This window comes from Streptomyces sp. NRRL S-378, from assembly GCF_000720645.1.
Classification (GTDB): domain Bacteria; phylum Actinomycetota; class Actinomycetes; order Streptomycetales; family Streptomycetaceae; genus Streptomyces.
The window spans coordinates 54053-73189 of record NZ_JOBX01000007.1; the positions used below are offsets into that span (position 1 = coordinate 54053).

Below are 19137 nucleotides of genomic sequence, written 5' to 3' on the forward strand. Positions count from 1 at the left end.
CGGACCGCCGCGCGCGCCCCCTACCGCCGTACCGAAGGACCCCAGATGACCCGCGTGATCGCCGGCAGCGCCGGCGGGCGACGGCTGGCCGTGCCCCCCGGCACCGGCACCCGCCCGACCTCGGACCGGATGCGCGAAGGCCTCTTCTCCACCTGGGAGTCGCTGCACGGGGTCGAAGGCGCCCGGGTGCTCGACCTGTACGGCGGCTCCGGCGCCGTCGGCCTGGAGGCCCTCTCCCGGGGCGCGGACCACGCCCTCCTGGTCGAGGCGGACCCCAAGGCCGCCAAGGCGATCCGGGACAACATCAGGACCCTGGGCCTGCCCGGCGCCGAATTCCGGGCCGGCAAGGCCGAGCAGATCGTGGCCGCCCGCGCGGGCGGGGAACCGTACGACGTCGTCTTCCTGGACCCGCCGTACGCCCTGGACAGCGCCGACCTGCGCGAGATCCTCCTCACACTCCGGTCCAATGGCTGGATCACGGACGACGCGCTCGTCACCGTGGAGCGCAGCACCAGGAGCGGCGCCTTCCCGTGGCCCGAGGGCTTCGAGCCGCTCCGGTCGCGGAAGTACGGCGAGGGCACCCTTTGGTACGGCCGCGCCGCCTTCACCAGCGAAGACTCATGAACGAGGGAGTTCAGTTGCGCCGCGCCGTCTGTCCGGGGTCCTTCGATCCCATCCACAACGGACACCTCGACATCATCGGACGCGCCTCCAGGCTGTACGACGTCGTGCACGTGGCCGTCGGGATCAACGAGTCGAAGCAGGGTCTGTTCACCGTCGAGGAGCGGATCGAGCTGATCCGCGAGGCCACGGCCGACTACGGAAACGTCCAGGTCGAGTCCTTCCGCGGACTGCTCGTCGACTTCTGCAAGCAGCGGGACATCCCGGCCATCGTCAAGGGCCTGCGCGCGGTCAGCGACTTCGACTACGAGCTCCAGATGGCCCAGATGAACCTGGGCCTGTCGGGCGTCGAGACGCTGTTCGTCCCGACCATCCCCACCTACAGCTTCCTGTCCTCCTCGCTGGTCAAGGAGGTCGCGGCCTGGGGCGGCGACGTCGCCCACCTGCTGCCGGCGCACGTCCACGCGGCGCTGCTGGAGCGGCTGCGCGACCGCTGACCACCTGACGTGCCATCAGGCGGTGTCGGGGGCCCGCCCGGTGGCCTTACAGTCGACCCGTCCGTCTCAGGAACCGCCTGAGGCCGAGAGAGTGCGAGCCCCCATGGACGTGCAGAAGAAGCTCGACGAGATCGTCGCGGCGGTCGGCGGCGCCCGCTCCATGCCCATGTCGGCCTCCTGCGTGATCAACCGCGCCGAGCTGCTCGCCCAGCTGGAAGAGGTCCGCCAGGCGCTCCCCGGCTCCCTCGCGCAGGCGCAGGAGCTCATCGGCGGCCGCGAGCAGATGGTCGAGGACGCCCGCCGCGAGGCGGAGCGGATCATCGACGCGGCGCACGGCCAGCGCGGTTCGCTGATCGCCGAGACCGAGATCGCGCGGCGTTCCCAGGCCGAGGCGGACCGGATCCTGGAGGAGGCCCGCCGGGAGGCGGAGCAGATCCGGGCCGAGGCCGACGACTACGTCGACAGCAAGCTCGCGAACTTCGAGGTCGTGCTGACCAAGACGATCGGCTCGGTGGACCGGGGCCGGGAGAAGCTGCTGGGCCGCGGCCCGGGCCTGGACGAGGACGGCTACCCGGACGCGGACGCCCCCGAGCGCAGCCACGACCCCGAGACGCAGCGGCAGCAGGCGGACGCCTACGTGGACACCAAGCTCGCCACCTTCGAGGCGGTGCTCTCCAAGACCCTGGAGGCCGTGGGCCGCGGCCGCCAGAAGCTGCTCGGCCGGGTCCCGACGGACGAGCTGGGCGTGCTCATGGCGGCCCAGGACGCGGCGGGCCAGTCCTCCCGCTCGGCGAGCGACTCGGACTTCCTGGCGGGCCTCGCGGAACCGGAGCCCGCACACGTGCAGGCGCCGGTCCCGGCGCAGGCCGAGCCGGTGTACGACTCCTACGGCTACCAGCAGCCCGCCGCCGCCCAGCAGGACGCGTACGGCTACCAGGATCCGTACGGGGCCTACCAGCAGCAGCCGGACCCGTACGGGACCTACCAGCAGCAGCCCGACCCGTACGCGGCCTACCAGCAGCCCCAGCAGGCCCAGCACCAGCAGCAGGCGCAGCAGCCCTCGCTCGACGAGACCAGCTTCTTCGACACGAGCATGATCAACCTGGACCAGCTGCGTCAGTACGAACAGGGTCGCTAGGGCCGGATTGGGCTCAGAGCGAAGCGCCGGGTATCCTGGCTCTTCGGTCGCGCGTATGCGCCGCGATCCATGCTGCCCTTCAGCGGCGGAATCTTTGATCTTCAGCGATCTGTGAAAGCAGGAACGGCCCTGAACACCCGCCTCGACCACCGCAACCCCCTCGTGTTCGACACGCACGAGCTGGGTCGGCGTCCTGGTGCCATGCAGCGGCTGTCCCGCGAGATCGACGCACCGGCGGACCTCGGTCTGGCCGGCGTGATCGGAGTGCCGGAGGGCGCCCCGGTGAAGCTCAACCTCCGCCTGGAGTCGGTCATGGAAGGGGTGCTTGTCACAGGCACCGTCCGTGCATCGGCGACGGGGGAGTGCGTAAGGTGTCTGGAGGCCGTCGAGCGTGAGCTCAAGGCGGACTTCCAGGAGATGTTCTCGTACCCTGACGCCGACGACCGGGGCCGCGCAAAGGCGGAGCCGGCCGACGACGCCGAGGACGACGAGGACACGCTCTTCCTCGAGGACGGATTGTTCGACCTCGAACCCGTGCTGCGCGATGCGGTGGTGCTCGCACTGCCGATGCAGCCGGTGTGCCGGGAGGACTGTCTGGGACTGTGCCCCGATTGCGGGGTCAGCCTCAACGACGACCCGGACCACCACCACGACGCCGTCGACATCCGTTGGGCGGCTTTGCAGGAACTCGTCGTGACCGATCAGGACGACGAGAAGGACAACATGAGCGGCACTGCATCTGACGACGTTCAGAGCGCCGCCGAGAAGCAGGAGAAGTAGCCGTGGCTGTTCCGAAGCGGAAGATGTCGCGCAGCAACACGCGCCACCGCCGGTCGCAGTGGAAGGCTGCGGTCCCCACCCTGGTTTCGTGTGAGCGTTGCCAGGAGCCGAAGCTCCAGCACATCGCGTGCCCGAGCTGCGGCACCTACAACAAGCGCCAGGTCCTCGAGGTCTGAGCGGCTGGTGAGAGGCGCAATGTCTGAGCTGTCCAACGCTGAGAAGCAGGCAGACAGTAACAACGCGGCCTCGTCCCACACGCTTCTGGAAGGGCGGCTCGGGTACCGACTCGAGTCCGCCCTTCTGGTGCGTGCTCTGACCCACCGCTCGTACGCGTACGAGAACGGCGGTCTGCCCACCAACGAACGCCTGGAGTTCCTCGGGGACTCCGTGCTGGGGCTGGTGGTCACGGACACGCTGTACACGACCCACCCGGACCTCCCCGAAGGCCAGCTGGCCAAGCTTCGGGCAGCGGTGGTCAACTCGCGTGCACTGGCGGAGGTCGGGCGCGGCCTCGACCTGGGCTCCTTCATCCGGCTCGGCCGGGGCGAAGAGGGCACGGGCGGCCGGGACAAGGCCTCCATCCTCGCCGACACCCTCGAAGCGGTCATCGGCGCGGTCTACCTCGACCAGGGCCTCGACGCGGCCTCGGAGCTGGTCCACCGGCTCTTCGACCCGCTCATCGAGAAGTCCTCGAACCTCGGGGCCGGCCTGGACTGGAAGACCAGTCTCCAGGAGCTCACGGCGGCCGAAGGTCTTGGCGTACCGGAATACCTGGTCACCGAGACCGGTCCGGACCACGAGAAGACCTTCACTGCTGCCGCCCGCGTCGGTGGTGTCTCGTACGGCACCGGCACCGGCCGCAGCAAGAAGGAAGCGGAACAGCAGGCCGCGGAGTCTGCGTGGCGCGGGATCCGCGCCGCGGCGGACGAGCGGATCGCGGCGGCTGCGGCCGCCGCTCCGGCGCAGGCCCCGGCTTCGGCCGAGGCCGCGGACGGCGGGGTGCCGACGCCCGCCGATCCGGCTCCGGACGCCTGACCTTCCTTCGCGTACACCATCGCCCGCCCCCGCACCGCAGGGGCGGGCGTTGTCGTCTCCGGGCGGCCGGTACGCTCGCGGCAGCGTCAGATCCGCACCCGACGGAGGTAATCCCGTGCCCGAGCTGCCCGAAGTCGAAGTCGTACGGCGGGGGCTGGAGCGCTGGGTGGCCGGACGGACCGTCGAGGCCGTCGAGGTCCTGCACCCGCGTGCGGTGCGGCGCCATCCGGGCGGCGGGGCCGACTTCGCGGCGCGGTTGCGGGGCGAGACCCTCGGGGTGCCGCAGCGGCGCGGGAAGTACCTGTGGCTGCCCCTGGCGGGGCGGGACCTGTCGGTGCTCGGGCACCTGGGCATGAGCGGGCAGTTGCTCGTGCAGCCCGAGGGCGCCGCCGACGAGAGGCACCTGCGGATCCGGGTGCGCTTCGCGGACGACGCCGGAACGGAGCTGCGCTTCGTGGACCAGCGGACCTTCGGCGGGCTCTCGCTGCACGAGACCGTCGCCGACAGCGCCGAGGGCCTGCCCGACGTCATCGCGCACATCGCCCGCGACCCCCTGGATCCGCTGTTCGACGAGACCGCCTACCACCTGGCGCTGCGCGCCAAACGGACCACCGTCAAGCGGGCCCTGCTCGACCAGTCCCTGATCAGCGGGGTCGGCAACATCTACGCCGACGAGGCGCTGTGGCGCGCCAGGCTGCACTACGAGCGCCCGACGGCCAACCTCACGCGCCCCCGGAGCGCGGAACTCCTCGGCCATGTCCGGGACGTCATGAACGCGGCCCTCGCCGTGGGCGGCACGAGCTTCGACAGCCTGTACGTCAACGTGAACGGGCAGTCGGGGTACTTCGATCGTTCGCTCGACGCCTACGGGCGCGAGGACGAGCCCTGCCGGCGCTGCGGCACCCCGGTGCGCCGCCGGCCGTGGATGAACCGGTCGAGCTACTTCTGCCCGCGCTGTCAGCGGCCGCCGCGCGTTTCCTCGTAGGTCTCCCGGGCGGTCAGGACCACCGACATGTTCTCCTCGAGGTGGTGGATCAGCGCGAGGAGCCGGTCCGCGACCTCGATGCCGAGAGGGGTCAGTTCGTAGTCGACGCGCGGCGGGTTGGTCGGCTGCGCCTCACGGTTGACTATGCCGTCGCGCTCCAGCGCGTGCAGCGTCTGCGAAAGCATCTTCTCGCTCACGCCCTCCACCCGGCGGCGCAGCTCGTTGAACCGGCACGGACCCTCGCGCAGCGCGCCCACGGTGAGGCTGCCCCAGCGGCCGGTGACGTGCTCCAGCGTCTCGCGGGACGGGCAGGCGCGAGCGAAGACGTCGAACGGCTGCTCGGACTCGTGGGCTTCGGTACAGGCGGGGATCTCCATGGAACAAGCGTACTCCCGGGCAGCGCTAACCCGCAGCTTGCGCTTTCGAAAAGTTAGTGATTCTCTTTTCCTCGTCGCAGCACGGCCCGTGCCGCGACGGGAGTCTTCCCGAGGGAGAGATCAGCCTTGTCCGGTATCACGCACACCCCCGTCGTCTCGATCGCCTACCACTCCGGCTACGGCCACACCGCCGTCGTCGCGGAGGCGGTCCGCAGCGGCGCCGTGGACGCCGGGGCGACCGTCCACCTGATCAAGGTCGACGAGATCGACGACGCGCAGTGGGAGCTGCTCGACGCCTCCGACGCGATCGTCTTCGGTTCCCCGACGTACATGGGCACCGCCTCGGGCGCCTTCCACGTCTTCGCCGAGGCCTCCTCGAAGCGCTGGTTCGGGGACGCCTGGCAGGACAAGGTCGCGGCCGGCTTCACCAACTCCGCCTCGAAGAGCGGCGACAAGCTGCACACGCTGCAGTTCTTCCAGGTCCTGGCCGCGCAGCACGGCATGAACTGGGTCAACCTGGGCCTGAAGCCGGGCTGGAACTCCAGCACGGCCTCCGAGAACGACCTCAACCGCCTGGGCTTCTTCTCCGGCGCGGCCGCCCAGTCCAACTCCGACGAGGGCGCGGACGCGGTGCACAAGGCCGACATCGCGACGGCGGAGCACCTGGGCCGCCGCGTGGCCGAGCACACCCGCGTCGTGCTCGCGGGCCGCGCGATCCTGGCGGCGGCGACCGCCTGAGGCCCTGCGCCTGCCGGCCCACGACGCAGCAGAAGAAGGGGCCGGGTCCGCGACCCGGCCCCTTCCGGGCGTTCGGGGCTGCGGCCGGTGGCCCCGCCCGCAGCGGGGTGCGTCAGAAGCCGAAGTCCTGGGTCCACCAGGGGCCGCCGACGGCGAAGTGCGCCCCGACGCCCAAGGTGCGGAACTCGCAGTTGAGGATGTTGGCCTTGTGGCCCGGGCTGTTCATCCAGGCCTTCATCACGGCATCGGCGTCGCCCTGGCCGCGGGCGATGTTCTCGCCGCCGAGGCCCGAGAGGCCGGCCTTGGCGGCCCGGTCCCAGGGGGTGTTCCCGTCGGGGTCGTCGTGGCCGAAGAAGCCGCGGGTGGCCATGTCCTTGCTGAAGGCGCCGGCCAGCGCCGCCAGCGGCGGGTTGGCGCGGACCGGTCCACAGCCCGCCTGGGCGCGCTCCTGGTTCACCAGGGCGACCACGGCGTCCTCCTCCGCGGAGTGCCCGTCCAGGCTCGGCCGGGTCGCGGTGGCGGTGGGGGTCGGCGCCGGTGCCGGCTCGGTGGTGGCCGGCGCCTGGGTCTTCTTCGGCGCCTCGGGGGAGGGGGCCGGCGCGGCAGGCGTCCTGCGCGCGGTGCTCGGCGACGCGGGCGGCGTGGTGCTGGGCGCCGCCTTGGGCGCCCGGGACGCGGAAGGGGTCGGCGAAGCCGACGGCGTGGGGGAGGCCGACGGCGAAGGGGAGGCCGACGGCGTGTGGGAGGCCGACGGCGTCGCCGGAGCGGTGGGCGCGCCGGACGTCGCGGGGGCGTGGCCCGACAGGCTCGCGAGGCCGCCCTGCCGCTGGAGCAGCGGGTCGGGGGTGGGGGTGGCCTTGGCTGCGGCCTTCGTGGCGGTGGCGTTCACGGCCGTGTCCGTGCCGCTCACCCCCACATAGGGGAAGGAGCCGCCGACCGGGACCATGCCGGTGGTGACGGCGGCGGTGCCGAGGGCGACGGCGACCGAGACCCCGAGCAGGCCGGTGCGCAGGGCGGTGCCGTGCATGCCGCCGCGGCGCGGCGGGGCGGGGAGCCGGTGACGTCCCATCGGTGTCGTGCCTTCCTGACCGGAGCAAGATCATCCCTTACCCACCCAAATGGGTGAGTTCGTTGGTGCGCGACTGTACGCCATGGGGACCCGGGGGCGATGTGACCGGAAAGTGGCCGCCCGGATAGCGTTCGCGCATGAACGAAGACGTCCGTCTGACCGCCTGGGTGCGCGGCCGTGTGCAGGGAGTGGGCTTCCGCTGGTTCACCAGGGAGAACGCCCTGGAGATCGGCGGGGTGGTCGGCTTCGCGCTCAACCTCGACGACGGGCGGGTACAGGTGGTCGCCGAAGGTCAACGTGAGAATTGCCACCGCCTGCTCGACTGGCTGCGCTCCGCCGACACGCCCGGCAGGGTGGACGGGGTGACAGAGATCTGGGGGACACCGCGCGGTGGCTACGACGGATTCGGGATGCGATGAGCGATCGACTGATCATGAACTCATCACATCTCTGATCGTCCGGACCCGGTCGGAACTGGGCATTCGTCGCCGACGCGTTGCCGCGGCGGACGATCCGTGGAAGGCTCGGAGATGAGGATGATCTCCACGCCCCTTGCGGGGCCCGGGCTGCCCGCCGATACGGGGCGTGATCGTGTTGACCGTCAAACTTTTTGGTGAGACGCTGGAAGCCCCGCGCACCTGAGCTGTTTGGCAGTGCTGGCAGTAGTAAGCGCAGTGACTGACAGTCGCTGCCGGACATCCGCGGGTGCGATTCCCTCACGACCCACACCGCTTCGGTCGGTCACTCAGTGTGGAGGACCATCCATCATGGCAAAGGCGCTTCTCGGTTACGTCGGCGGTTCCGACCCGCGACTCCTCGCCGAGATGCGACGGCTTCAGCAGCGCGTCCAGGACCTCGAGTCCGAGCTCGTACGGATTCAGTCCGAAAATGACGCGCTGAACGCGGCCGCCGCTCAGCACGACGGAGACTCGCTGCTGGACAGCATCGACATCGACGTACCCCAGGCGGAGCCTGCGCTCACCTGATCCGCGCTCACTCGTCGCTCGAATCCAGCCCGCATGATCTGCAAGGGACGCTCCGGCGTCCCTTCTTTCTTTGGACTCCGCACCAGGGACCACAGGGCCGGGTGGGGGGCCTGATGCCTTTGACGTCGATCGTGCCCTGCACCTTCATGGGTGAAACCGAACGTGAAAGGTAGAGTCCGGCGGCGTGCACCTCAAGTCCCTGACCCTGCGTGGCTTCAAATCCTTCGCCTCCGCCACCACCCTGCGCTTCGAGCCCGGCATCACGTGTGTCGTCGGTCCGAACGGCTCGGGCAAGTCCAACGTCGTCGACGCGCTGTCCTGGGTCATGGGCGAACAGGGGGCCAAGTCCCTGCGCGGCGGGAAGATGGAGGACGTCATCTTCGCGGGGACCACGGGACGCCCGCCGCTCGGGCGCGCCGAGGTCTCCCTGACGATCGACAACTCCGACGGCGCGCTGCCCATCGACTACGCCGAAGTCACCATCACCCGGATCATGTTCCGCGGCGGGAGCAGCGAGTACCAGATCAACGGTGACACCTGCCGGCTGCTCGACATCCAGGAACTGCTCTCGGACTCCGGCATCGGCCGCGAGATGCACGTCATCGTCGGGCAGGGCCAGCTGGACTCCGTCCTGCACGCCGACCCCATGGGCCGCCGGGCCTTCATCGAGGAGGCGGCCGGCGTGCTGAAGCACCGCAAGCGCAAGGAGAAGGCGCTGCGGAAGCTCGACGCGATGCAGGCCAACCTCGCCCGCGTGCAGGACCTGGGTGACGAACTGCGCCGGCAGCTCAAGCCCCTGGGCCGCCAGGCCGCGGTCGCCCGCCGGGCCGCCGTGATCCAGGCCGACCTGCGCGACGCGCGGCTGCGCCTGCTCGCCGACGACCTGGTCGCCCTGCGGCGCGCGCTCGACGCGGAGATCGCGGACGAGGCCGCGCTGAAGGCGCGCAAGGAGGCTGCCGAGGCGCAGCTGGCGGCGGCGCTGCGGCGCGAGGCCGAGCTGGAGGAGGCCGTACGGGAACTCGCGCCGAGGCTCGGGCGGGCGCAGCAGACCTGGTACGACCTGTCGCAGCTCGCCGAGCGGGTACGGGGCACCGCGTCCCTCGCCGACGCGCGGGTCAAGAGCGCGACGGCCCCCGTCGAGGAGGAGCGCAGGGGGCGCGATCCCGAGGACATGGAACGGGAGGCGGAGCGGATCCGCGAACAGGAGGCCGAGCTGACGGCCGCCCTGGAAGCGGCCTCCCGAGCCCTGGAGGACACCACCGGGCACCGTGCGGAGCTGGAACGGGAGCTGGCCGAAGAGGAACGCCGGCTGCGGGACGCCGCGCGGGCCATCGCCGACCGGCGCGAGGGGCTGGCCCGGCTGACCGGGCGGCTCGGCGCGGCCCGCTCCCGCGCCGGGGCGGCCCAGGCGGAGATCGACCGGCTCGCGCTGGCGCGGGACGAGGCGCGGTGCCGGGCCGAGGCCGCACAGGCCGAGTACGAGGCGCTGGCGGAGGAGGTCGGCGGGCTCGACGACCCGTCGGCGGAGACGGACCACGAGGCCGCGCGGGCGGAGCTGAAGGAGGCCGAGGCCGGGCTGAGCGCCGCACGCGAGGCGCTGGCGGCGGCGGAGCGCTCGCGCGCGGCGGTGTCGGCCCGCCGGGACGCGCTGGCGCTGGGGCTGCGCCGCAAGGACGGTACGGGGGCGCTGCTGGCGGCCCGCGAGCGGCTGGCCGGGGTGCTCGGGCCGGCGGCGGAGCGGCTGTCGGTCACCCCGGGGTACGAAGCGGCGGTGGCCGCCGCGCTGGGCTCGGCGGCTGACGCGCTGGCGGTGTCCTCCCCGTCGGCGGCGGCCGGGGCGATCCGCCACCTGCGCGACGCGGACGCGGGCCGCGCCACGCTCCTCATCACCCCGCCGACCGCCCTCCCGGGCGGGGGTGCGGGCATGCCGGCAGCCCTGCCGGTCCAGGGCTCCGGGCCCGGGGCTGCTCCGGCCCCGCCGGGGGCCGTCCCCGGAGGGCACGCCGCGGACGCGGGCGGACCGGCTGCGCCGGCTCTCCTCCCGGGCGGGGCCGCGGCCGAGGGCGCTCCGGCGGTGCCGGTGCAGGGGGCTGGGCCTGCGTCTGCCGCGGGCGGTCCCGCACCCCTGCCCGGCCGGGCTCCGGGGCCCGCCGCCGGAGTCCCGGAGCAGTGCCCCCGGGCCGGGGCGGCTCCGGTGGACGAGGCCCCGCCGGGGCCGGGGGCCGGGTCGGTGACCGCGGCTGCGCCCGGTGCCGCCGGCTTCCCGGGGAAGGGCCTGCCGGCCGGGGGCGAGGGGCCGGTACGGGTGCCCGCGGCGGACGCCGCGGCCGGCGCTCGGGCCGGGAACGGCGCGGCGGCGGCGCAGGCCCACGAGACGGGGGCTTCGGCCGGGGTGGCGCGGCCCGTACCCGTCGCGGCGCTGGTGGGTGGGGACGACGAGGTCCGGCGGGCGCTGGCGTGGGTGCTGCGCGACCACGTCGTCGTCGGCACCCTCGACGAGGCCGAGGCGTACGTCGCGCAGCGTCCCGACACCGTGGCCGTGACCGTCGAGGGCGACGTCCTCGGCGCGCACCTCGCGCACGGCGGGTCCGCCGGCGCGCCCAGCCTGATCGAGGTGCAGGCAGCCGTGGACGACGCCGCGGCGGAGCTGACCCGGTTGGGCGCGCGGTGCGAGGAGCTCGCCGCCGCCCAGGCCGGCGCGCAGACCCGACGGCAGGACGCGGCTGCCCTCGTCGAGGAGCTCGCCGAGCGGCGGCGCGCCGCGGAACAGGCCCGGGCCGGGGTGGCCCAGCAGCTCGGACGGCTCGCCGGGCAGGCGAAGGGCGCCGTCGGCGAGGCCGAGCGCGCAGCCGGCGCGGCGGCCAAGGCCCAGGACGCCCTGGAACAGGCGCTGGCCGAGGTCGAGGAGTGCGCGGAGCGGCTCGCCGTCGCCGAGGAGATGCCGGTGGAGGAGGAGCCGGACAGCTCCCGCCGGGACCGGCTCGCGGCCGACGGGGCCAACGCCCGCCAGACCGAGATGGAGGCCCGGCTGCAGCTGCGGACCCATGAGGAGCGGGTCAAGGGGCTGGCCGGGCGGGCCGATTCCCTCGACCGGGCGGCCCGCGCGGAGCGCGAGGCCCGGGCCCGCGCCGAACGCCGCCGGGCCCGCCGGATCCACGAGGCGGACGTGGCCCGAGCGGTCGCCGACGGGGCCCGCCAGCTCCTCGCCCATGTGGAGGTGTCCCTCCACCGGGCCGAGGAGGAGCGCACCCTGGCCGAACGGGCCAAGGGGCTGCGCGAGCGCGAGCTCGCCGACGCGCGCAACGGCGGCCGCGACCTGAAGGGGGAGCTCGACAAGCTCACCGACTCCGTCCACCGCGGCGAGGTGCTCGGCGCCGAGCAGCGGCTGCGCATCGAGGCCCTGGAGGCCAGGGCGCTGGACGAGTTCGGCATGGAGCCGCTCGCGCTCGTCGCCGAGTACGGCCCCGACCAGCCGGTCCCGCCGTCCCCGCCGGCCGACGGCGAGGAGCTGCCGCAGGACCCCGAGCACCCGCGCAACCGGCCCGGCCCCTTCGTCCGCGCGCAGCAGGAGAAGCGGTTCAAGGCGGCCGAACGGGCGTACCAGCAGCTCGGCAAGGTCAATCCGCTGGCCCTGGAGGAGTTCGCGGCGCTGGAGGAGCGCCACAAGTTCCTCAGCGAGCAGCTGGAGGACCTCCGTAAGACACGGGCCGATCTCCTTCAAGTGGTGAAGGAGGTCGACGAGCGCGTCGAGCAGGTCTTCACCGAGGCCTACCGGGACACCGCCCGGGAATTCGAGGGGGTGTTCTCACGCTTGTTCCCGGGCGGCGAGGGCAGGTTGGTGCTGACCGACCCGGACAACATGCTGACCACCGGGGTGGATGTGGAGGCCCGCCCCCCGGGTAAGAAGGTCAAGCGCCTGTCGCTGCTCTCCGGCGGCGAGCGCTCCCTGACGGCCGTGGCCATGCTGGTGTCGATCTTCAAGGCGCGCCCCAGCCCGTTCTACGTGATGGACGAGGTCGAGGCCGCCCTGGACGACACCAACCTGCAGCGACTCATCCGGATCATGGAGGAACTCCAGGAGAGCTCACAGCTGATCGTGATCACCCATCAGAAGCGGACGATGGAGGTCGCCGACGCGCTCTACGGCGTCTCCATGCAGGGCGACGGAGTCTCCAAGGTCATCAGCCAGCGGCTGCGCTGACGGACCTTTAGTTCAAGAAGTGAATTCATTGGGTGAGCTCTGCGCTCCATAAGAAGTTCATTCCAGGTATTGACTTCAAAAACTGAACGCATAGGCTCGCTCCGCTGTCCCCCGCCTTCGGGTGGTGCCCGATCTTGAACTGTGCGCCACTGTAAGGACGGACGAAACCCCCACGGAGCACACCTTGACCAGCAGCACTGCGCAGAACCCGGCGCCCGGCGGCGGATCCTCGCCCCGGCCCGACCACCTCGGCCACGTCATCTTCATCACGGCGGCCGCTGCCATGGGCGGCTTCCTCTTCGGGTACGACAGCTCCGTCATCAACGGTGCCGTCGTCGCGATCCGCGAGCGCTTCGACGTCGGCTCGGAAGCGCTCGCCCAGGTGATCGCCGCCGCGCTGATCGGCTGCGCCATCGGCGCCGCCACCGCGGGCCGGCTCGCCGACCGGATCGGCCGAATCCGCTGCATGCAGATCGCGGCCGTCCTCTTCACCGCCAGCGCCATCGGTTCGGCCCTGCCCTTCGCCCTCTGGGACCTCGCCATGTGGCGCGTGATCGGCGGCTTCGGCATCGGCATGGCCTCCGTCATCGGCCCCGCCTACATCGCCGAGGTCTCCCCGCCCGCCTACCGCGGCCGGCTCGCCTCCTTCCAGCAGGCCGCCATCGTCACCGGCATCGCCATCTCCCAGCTCGTCAACTGGGGCATCCTCAACCTCGCCGACGGCGACCAGCGCGGGGAGATCGGCGGCCTGGAGGCCTGGCAGTGGATGCTGGGCGTCATGGTCGTCCCGGCCGTGCTCTACGGCCTGCTGTCCTTCGTCATCCCGGAGTCCCCGCGCTTCCTGGTCTCCGTCGGCCGCACCGACGAGGCCAAGAAGGTGCTGGCCGAGGTCGAGGGCTCGAAGGTCGACCTGGACGGGCGCGTCCGCGAGATCGAGCACGCGATGCACTCCGAGACCAAGTCCACCTTCAAGGACCTGCTCGGCGGCCGCTTCGGCTTCCTGCCCATCGTCTGGGTCGGCATCGGCCTCTCGGTCTTCCAGCAGCTCGTCGGCATCAACGTGATCTTCTACTACAGCTCCTCGCTGTGGCAGTCCGTCGGCATCGACCCGAGCAGCTCGTTCCTGTACTCCTTCACCACGTCGATCATCAACATCGTCGGCACGGTGATCGCGATGATCTTCGTCGACCGGATCGGCCGCAAGCCGCTCGCCCTCATCGGCTCGGCGGGCATGGCCCTCTCCCTCGGCCTGTGCGCGTGGGCGTTCTCCTTCACGATCGGCACCGGCGACGACATCACCATGCCCGACGCCCAGGCCACGGTGGCCCTGGTCGCCGCGCACGCCTTCGTGCTCTTCTTCGCCCTGTCCTGGGGCGTGGTGGTCTGGGTGCTGCTGGGTGAGATGTTCCCCAACCGCATCCGTGCCGCGGCGCTCGGCGTCGCCGCCTCGGCCCAGTGGATCGCCAACTGGCTCATCACCGTCTCGTTCCCGTCCCTGTCGGACTGGAGCCTGTCCGGTGCCTACGTGATCTACACCGTCTTCGCACTGCTCTCGATCCCGTTCGTCCTCAAGTGGGTGCCGGAGACCAAGGGCAAGGCGCTGGAGGAGATGGGGTGACCATCCCCGCCACACCCCTTCTCCTCGGTACTGCCCCGGCTCAGCCCTTGAGCCGGGGCAGTACCCGTTCGCACAGCAGGTGCAGGCTGCGCCAGCCCTCGTCCAGCGGCATCCCGCCGCACAACGGGTGCAGCACCAGGTTGCCCGCCTCGCCCGCGCCCCGGCCGTAGGCGACCGCCTCGTCCGGGGTCAGTACCCGGTAGACGCCCTCCGCGCGCAGCTCCGCCACCGAGCGCGCCGCCGACCGCACGGCGCTGCGGATGTCCTTGGACTGCCACGACGCGTACGTGCCCGCCTCGTGCAGGAAGTGCTCCCCGTACTCGGCCCACACCCGGTCCGGGTCCTCCGCGATGTGCAGCAGCGGGGTCTGTGCCGCCGGCATCATGCAGAAACCCTCCGTGCCGTACTCCGCCAGCCGCGCCGTGTAGTACGCCTCCAGCTCCGGCAGGTGCGCGCTGGGGAAGAAGGGCAGCCCGAGCCGGGCGGCGCGCCGCGCGGCCGCTTCCGAGCTGCCGCCCACCAGCAGCAGCGGGTGCGGCCGGGTGAAGGGCGTCGGGGTGACCCGTACCGTCCGCCCGCGGTACTCGAAGGGTTCGCCGGTCCAGGCCTTCAGCAGGGTCTCCAGCAGCTCGTCCTGGAGCCGGCCGCGCCGGCCCCACTCCACACCGTGCTGCTCGTACTCCTCGGGGCGGTAGCCGATGCCCGCGACGGTGACCAGGCGTCCGCCGCTCAGCAGGTCGAGGACGGCGATGTCCTCGGCGGCCTTCAGCGGGTCGTACAGCGGGCCGATGATCGCCGAGACGGTGACGGCGATCCGGCGGGTCGCACCGAAGACCGCGCCCGCGAAGGCGAAGGGGGAGGGCAGCCAGTTGTTGTCCGTCCCGTGGTGCTCCTCGGTCTGGACGGTGTCGATCCCGCGGTCGTCCGCGTAGCGGGCCATCTCCAGCGCGGCCCTGTAGCGGGCGGAGAGGGACTCGGGCGTGCCGTTCGGGTCGACGAGATTGAACCGGGCCACGGTGATGGGCATGGAGAAGTCCCCCTTCGCCGGATGGATGGGGCCGGCGAAGGGGGACGGTAGCTGACGTGGCGTCAGTTGGACAGGGATCCGGCGGGCTCGGGCTCGGGCTCCCGCTCCGGCGCGGGGGCCGGACGGGTGGGCGCCGTCCGCGGCAGTACGGCGTACAGCGCGCCGGAGGTCACGATCCCGGCGACCCAGCCGAGGCCGTTCTGCCCGATCCAGGTGCCGGCGAGCGGCCCGCCGAACCAGTCCACCTCGGTGAAGAGCAGTCCCACCACCAGGGCGACCGCCCACGCCGTCATGGCCTGCCAGGCGAAGCCGCCCCTGTACCAGTAGGCGCTGGTCCGCGTGGTGTCGAGCAGCGCGGGACCGTCGTAGCCCGTGCGGCGCAGCATGTCCACGCCGAAGACGCCGATCCACGCGGAGAAGGCCACCGCCAGCAGGGTCAGGAAGGAGATGAAGGAGCCGAAGAAGCTGGTCGCGACCACCATCAGCAGGAAGCCGAAGACCAGGCTGATGACCGCGTTGACGCTGACCGCCCATGCGCGCGGGACCTTGATGCCCAGGGTCTGCGCGGTGAAGCCGGCCGAGTACATGGACATCGAGTTGATCAGCAGCATGCCGACCAGCGCGATCAGCAGGTACGGGACCGCGATCCAGGTGGGCAGCAGCTCGCCGATGAAGGAGACCGGGTCCTGGGCGGTGGCCAGGTCCGGGGTGCCCACGGCCATGACCGCACCCATCAGGACCATCGGGAGCACGACGATGCCGGCGCCGCCGATCGTCGCGCCGACCACGCCCCTCGAAGAGGCGGTGCGTGGCAGGTAGCGGGTGAAGTCGGGCCCCGAGGGCACCCAGCTGATGCCACCGGCCGCGATCGTGCCGATGCCCGCGACCATCATCGCGGTGGAGCCGGCCGGCTTGCCGAAGACGGCCGCCCAGTCCGTCGTGAAGAGCAGGTAGCCGAGGACGAGCACGCTGAAGCCGCCGAAGAGGTACGTCGACCACGTCGAGCACACCCGCAGGGCGCTGATGCCGAGGCCCGAGACCACGAAGGTGCAGCCCACGAAGAACAGCAGGGTCACCACGATGAGGGCGGTGTTGCTCTTGATCCCGAAGAGCAGGTCGAGCACGGTCAGCACGGCGTAGGCGCCGCTGACCGCGTTGATGGTCTCCCAGCCCCAGCGGGCCACCCAGATCAGCGCGCCCGGGAAGAGGTTGCCGCGCTGCCCGAACACCGCCCGCGAGAGGGCCATGCCGGGAGCCCCGCCGCGCTTGCCCGCGATCGAGATCAGGCCGACGATCCCGTACGAGACGACCGGCGCGGCGACGGCGACGACGAGCACCTGCCAGATGTTCAGCCCGTTGAAGATCACCAGCCCCGCGCCCATGGTCAGCAGCAGCACGCTGATGTTGGCGGCTACCCAGGTGGGGACCAGCTCGCGGACCCTGCCGCCGCGCTCGTCGTCCGGGACGGGCTCCAGACCGCGGGTCTCCATCGCGGTTTCGTTTCCGCCGTCGGCGGGCTCGGCAGGCATGCGGCTGCTCCCTGGGGGGTGTGAGGGGAAGTCGCTCATCATCGTAGATTTGCTGCTAAAACCACAAACGGAGGCTTACGTCCTGGTCCGAGCGCCCGGGTTCCCGGCTCCGAGGCGGCCGTGGCCGATACTGGGGGGGTTATGGACATCCTCATCCTTGCTCTAGTCATCGCCCTGGTCGCGGTCGGCGCGATCAGCGGGCTCGTGGTCAGCAGCCGCAAGAAGAAGCAGCTGCCGCCCCCGGCACCGCCGAGCACGCCGACCATCACTGCCCCGCCTGCCGAGCCGCAGGTGGGGGAGGACGCCGTAGAGACGGCGGAAGAGCCGCGCCGCACGATCGAGGAGGTCGGACTCCCGGAGGCCACGGCCCCCGTCGAAGCGCCGGTCGCCGAGCCGGAGGCCCCGGCCGCGCCCGCGATCGAGGTGCCCGAGCCCACCGCCGGCCGCCTCGTCCGGCTGCGCGCCCGCCTCGCCCGGTCGCAGAACTCCCTCGGCAAGGGGCTGCTCACGCTGCTCTCGCGCGAGCACCTCGACGAGGACACGTGGGAGGAGATCGAGGAGACCCTCCTCGTCGCCGACGTCGGTGTCGTGCCCACCCAGGAGCTCGTCGAGCGGCTCCGCGAGCGGGTCAAGGTCCTCGGTACCCGCACCCCGGCGGACCTGCGCGCCCTGCTCAAGGAAGAGCTGCTGACGCTGGTCGGCACCGACTTCGACCGCGCCGTGAAGACGGAGAGCGGCGAGGACACCCCCGGCGTGATCATGGTCGTCGGTGTCAACGGCACCGGCAAGACCACCACCACCGGCAAGCTGGCCCGGGTGCTCGTCGCCGACGGCCGCAGCGTGGTGCTCGGCGCGGCCGACACCTTCCGCGCCGCCGCCGCCGACCAGCTGCAGACCTGGGGCGAGCGCGTGGGCGCCCGTACCGTGCGCGGCCCCGAGGGCGGCGACCCGGCCTCGATCGCCTACGACGCGGTCAAGGAGGGCATCGCCGAGGGCGCCGACGTCGTGCTCATCGACACCGCCGGCCGCCTCCACACCAAGACCGGCCTCATGGACGAGCTCGGCAAGGTCAAGCGCGTCGTCGAGAAGCACGGCCCGCTGGACGAGATCCTGCTGGTCCTGGACGCCACCACCGGGCAGAACGGCCTGACCCAGGCGCGGGTCTTCGCCGAGGTCGTGGACATCACCGGCATCGTGCTGACCAAGCTCGACGGCACGGCCAAGGGCGGCATCGTCGTCGCCGTCCAGCGCGAACTGGGTGTCCCGGTCAAGCTCATCGGCCTCGGTGAGGGCGCGGACGACCTGGCCCCCTTCGAGCCCGAGGCGTTCGTGGACGCCCTGATCGGCGACTGAGCGAAGCCTTCCGTACGTACCGGTGCCCCCGCCTTCCCTGAGGAACGCGGGGGCACCGGCGCGTACGGGGCCCTCAGCGGCGGAACCGGTGGCAGATGTACGCCAGGGTGCCCAGCAGCAGCCGGGCCTGCGGCGGGCCCCCGGCGCAGTCGAGGGCGGGCGGCCGCAGCCAGCCGGACTGGCCGAGCCCGGCCCGGTCGGAGGGCGGGGCCGTCACGAAGGCCCCCGGGCCCAGGGCGCGCAGGTCCAGGTCGGCGTCGTCCCAGCCCATCCGGTACAGCAGCTGCGGCAGCTCCGCCGCCGCGCCGGGGGCCACGAAGAACTGCGCCCGGCCGCCCGCCGTGACGATGACCGGGCCGAGCGGCAGGCCCATCCGCTCCAGCCGTACCAGGGCCCGCCGCCCGGCCTCCTCGGACACCTCGATGACGTCGAAGGCGCGGCCCACCGGGAGCAGGATCGCGGCGCCCGGACAGTCGGCCCAGGCCTCCGTGACCTCGTCGAGGGTGGCACCGGCCGGGACCGTCGGGGCGAAGGGCAGGGGGTGCGCTCCGGGCGCGGCGCACCGGCCGTCCCCGCAGGAGCAGTCCCGGGAGGGCGCCGCGGCACGCGCCCCGGGGACCACGTCCCAGCCCCACAAGCCGGTGTACTCCGCCACCGCCGTGCACTCCGAGGTCCGGCCGCGGCGCCGGGTACCGGAACGGAACTCCTTGGTGCCGCGGCTGCTGCCGATCGTGAAGCCCATGCCCATGCCCCCTCCAACGGGTCGGACGCGCCGGTGGTTACGACGCCTGTGGTGAGGACGTCAGAGTGCCCGCCGCCGGCGCCGCGCACCGGTCCGCCGCGCGGTCGCCGGGGGAGTGCCCGCCGCACCCGCCCGGCGCACTCCTCGCCGCGCGCGCCCCGGGCGCACTCCAGTCCAACCGGTCCGTTTCGCCTTCGTGTCAAGTGAATCGCGCCTGGCCGGTGGCGAGTTCATTCGAAGGGGTGGCGAATGGTGGCGTTTCCGCGAACGACCTCGCCGAAGGGGTGATCGTAGGATTACTTTCGGTGCACGAACCCCGAGGCGGGCCCGTGCGTGGTTATGCCGGAGGCAATGCGTGAAGGACCTGTGAAGGTCCGTGGAGACGCTCGGCGTCCCGGCCAGGGTTTCGTAAGGAAGAGGCTGAGCGGATGGGGGCGTTCC

General features: G+C 72.1%; 18 protein-coding genes. 13 read left to right on the top strand and 5 right to left on the bottom strand.

Annotated features, from left to right (window positions below):
- Window positions 1-45 precede the first annotated feature (45 nt).
- The 7 genes from rsmD (at window position 46) to mutM (ending at window position 5056) form a co-directional block, all read left to right on the top strand.
- The gene (gene rsmD, locus IH80_RS0106800; RefSeq protein WP_030958521.1) at window positions 46-624 is read left to right on the top strand and encodes a 16S rRNA (guanine(966)-N(2))-methyltransferase RsmD; all 579 of its coding nucleotides are present in this window, start codon (window positions 46-48) and stop codon (window positions 622-624) included.
- 14 nt (window positions 625-638) lie between these two features.
- Complete coding sequence (gene coaD, locus IH80_RS0106805; RefSeq protein WP_030958522.1) at window positions 639-1118, top strand: pantetheine-phosphate adenylyltransferase; 480 nt, start codon at window positions 639-641, stop codon at window positions 1116-1118.
- Between the two features lie 103 nt (window positions 1119-1221).
- Complete coding sequence (locus IH80_RS0106810) at window positions 1222-2256, top strand: ATP synthase F0 subunit B (RefSeq protein ID WP_030958524.1); 1035 nt, start codon at window positions 1222-1224, stop codon at window positions 2254-2256.
- A 69-nt stretch (window positions 2257-2325) separates the two neighbouring features.
- Window positions 2326-3036, top strand: coding sequence for a YceD family protein (locus IH80_RS0106815; protein WP_051808887.1), 711 nt, complete (start codon window positions 2326-2328; stop codon window positions 3034-3036).
- Between the two features lie 2 nt (window positions 3037-3038).
- Window positions 3039-3212 (top strand): 50S ribosomal protein L32, encoded by a 174-nt coding sequence (rpmF, locus tag IH80_RS0106820; protein ID WP_003965982.1) that lies wholly within the window; start codon window positions 3039-3041, stop codon window positions 3210-3212.
- 19 nt (window positions 3213-3231) lie between these two features.
- Window positions 3232-4071 carry a ribonuclease III gene (rnc, locus tag IH80_RS0106825; protein ID WP_030958528.1) on the top strand — a complete coding sequence of 280 codons (840 nt, stop codon included), beginning with the start codon at window positions 3232-3234 and terminating at the stop codon, window positions 4069-4071.
- Window positions 4072-4186: 115 nt separating this feature from the next.
- Window positions 4187-5056 (top strand): bifunctional DNA-formamidopyrimidine glycosylase/DNA-(apurinic or apyrimidinic site) lyase, encoded by an 870-nt coding sequence (gene mutM, locus IH80_RS0106830; RefSeq protein WP_030958529.1) that lies wholly within the window; start codon window positions 4187-4189, stop codon window positions 5054-5056.
- Here mutM and IH80_RS0106835 read toward each other — a convergent pair.
- A complete protein-coding gene (locus tag IH80_RS0106835; protein ID WP_030958530.1) occupies window positions 5029-5433 on the bottom strand; it encodes a winged helix-turn-helix transcriptional regulator in 405 nt (134 codons plus the stop codon). The two genes, mutM and IH80_RS0106835, sit on opposite strands and share 28 nt — an antisense overlap.
- A gap of 126 nt (window positions 5434-5559) precedes the next feature.
- On the opposite strand from IH80_RS0106835, the gene IH80_RS0106840 reads away from it, so the two are divergent.
- Window positions 5560-6171, top strand: coding sequence for a flavodoxin family protein (locus tag IH80_RS0106840; protein ID WP_030958531.1), 612 nt, complete (start codon window positions 5560-5562; stop codon window positions 6169-6171).
- A 112-nt stretch (window positions 6172-6283) separates the two neighbouring features.
- On the opposite strand, the gene IH80_RS0106845 is transcribed toward IH80_RS0106840, so the two are convergent.
- A complete protein-coding gene (locus tag IH80_RS0106845) occupies window positions 6284-7240 on the bottom strand; it encodes a CAP domain-containing protein (protein ID WP_051808890.1) in 957 nt (318 codons plus the stop codon).
- A gap of 137 nt (window positions 7241-7377) precedes the next feature.
- Between IH80_RS0106845 and IH80_RS0106850 the strand changes: the two genes are divergently transcribed.
- From IH80_RS0106850 to IH80_RS0106865, 4 genes are all read left to right on the top strand, one after another.
- A complete protein-coding gene (locus IH80_RS0106850) occupies window positions 7378-7659 on the top strand; it encodes an acylphosphatase (RefSeq protein ID WP_030708499.1) in 282 nt (93 codons plus the stop codon).
- Window positions 7660-8007: 348 nt separating this feature from the next.
- A complete protein-coding gene (locus IH80_RS0106855; RefSeq protein WP_030032603.1) occupies window positions 8008-8226 on the top strand; it encodes a hypothetical protein in 219 nt (72 codons plus the stop codon).
- A 184-nt stretch (window positions 8227-8410) separates the two neighbouring features.
- Window positions 8411-12427: an AAA family ATPase gene (locus tag IH80_RS0106860; protein WP_030958535.1), complete on the top strand. Its 4017-nt coding sequence runs from the start codon at window positions 8411-8413 to the stop codon at window positions 12425-12427.
- Between the two features lie 184 nt (window positions 12428-12611).
- Entirely contained in the window at window positions 12612-14045 is a 1434-nt protein-coding gene (locus IH80_RS0106865; protein ID WP_030958537.1) for a sugar porter family MFS transporter, read from the top strand.
- A gap of 40 nt (window positions 14046-14085) precedes the next feature.
- Here the strand turns inward: IH80_RS0106865 and IH80_RS0106870 are convergent, their stop codons facing one another.
- Window positions 14086-15072 carry an LLM class flavin-dependent oxidoreductase gene (locus tag IH80_RS0106870; protein ID WP_030958539.1) on the bottom strand — a complete coding sequence of 329 codons (987 nt, stop codon included), beginning with the start codon at window positions 15070-15072 and terminating at the stop codon, window positions 14086-14088.
- Between the two features lie 62 nt (window positions 15073-15134).
- Window positions 15135-16601: a cytosine permease gene (locus tag IH80_RS0106875; RefSeq protein ID WP_030958541.1), complete on the bottom strand. Its 1467-nt coding sequence runs from the start codon at window positions 16599-16601 to the stop codon at window positions 15135-15137.
- A gap of 141 nt (window positions 16602-16742) precedes the next feature.
- On the opposite strand from IH80_RS0106875, the gene ftsY reads away from it, so the two are divergent.
- The gene (ftsY, locus tag IH80_RS0106880; protein WP_030958542.1) at window positions 16743-17954 is read left to right on the top strand and encodes a signal recognition particle-docking protein FtsY; all 1212 of its coding nucleotides are present in this window, start codon (window positions 16743-16745) and stop codon (window positions 17952-17954) included.
- 73 nt (window positions 17955-18027) lie between these two features.
- Here the strand turns inward: ftsY and IH80_RS0106885 are convergent, their stop codons facing one another.
- The gene (locus IH80_RS0106885) at window positions 18028-18696 is read right to left on the bottom strand and encodes a bifunctional DNA primase/polymerase (protein ID WP_030958543.1); all 669 of its coding nucleotides are present in this window, start codon (window positions 18694-18696) and stop codon (window positions 18028-18030) included.
- Window positions 18697-19137 lie beyond the last annotated feature (441 nt).

Excerpts from the sequence above, each read along its gene's own strand:
- rsmD (WP_030958521.1), top strand. The coding sequence starts at position 46 with ATGACCCGCGTGATCGCCGGCAGCGCCGGCGGGCGACGGCTGGCCGTG.
- IH80_RS0106810 (WP_030958524.1), top strand. The coding sequence starts at position 1,222 with ATGGACGTGCAGAAGAAGCTCGACGAGATCGTCGCGGCGGTCGGCGGC.
- IH80_RS0106815 (WP_051808887.1), top strand. The coding sequence starts at position 2,326 with ATGCTGCCCTTCAGCGGCGGAATCTTTGATCTTCAGCGATCTGTGAAA.
- rnc (WP_030958528.1), top strand. The coding sequence starts at position 3,232 with ATGTCTGAGCTGTCCAACGCTGAGAAGCAGGCAGACAGTAACAACGCG.
- IH80_RS0106835 (WP_030958530.1), bottom strand. The coding sequence starts at position 5,433 with ATGGAGATCCCCGCCTGTACCGAAGCCCACGAGTCCGAGCAGCCGTTC.
- IH80_RS0106845 (WP_051808890.1), bottom strand. The coding sequence starts at position 7,240 with ATGGGACGTCACCGGCTCCCCGCCCCGCCGCGCCGCGGCGGCATGCAC.
- IH80_RS0106850 (WP_030708499.1), top strand. The coding sequence starts at position 7,378 with ATGAACGAAGACGTCCGTCTGACCGCCTGGGTGCGCGGCCGTGTGCAG.
- IH80_RS0106855 (WP_030032603.1), top strand. The coding sequence starts at position 8,008 with ATGGCAAAGGCGCTTCTCGGTTACGTCGGCGGTTCCGACCCGCGACTC.
- IH80_RS0106870 (WP_030958539.1), bottom strand. The coding sequence starts at position 15,072 with ATGCCCATCACCGTGGCCCGGTTCAATCTCGTCGACCCGAACGGCACG.
- IH80_RS0106875 (WP_030958541.1), bottom strand. The coding sequence starts at position 16,601 with ATGCCTGCCGAGCCCGCCGACGGCGGAAACGAAACCGCGATGGAGACC.
- ftsY (WP_030958542.1), top strand. The coding sequence starts at position 16,743 with ATGGACATCCTCATCCTTGCTCTAGTCATCGCCCTGGTCGCGGTCGGC.
- IH80_RS0106885 (WP_030958543.1), bottom strand. The coding sequence starts at position 18,696 with ATGGGCTTCACGATCGGCAGCAGCCGCGGCACCAAGGAGTTCCGTTCC.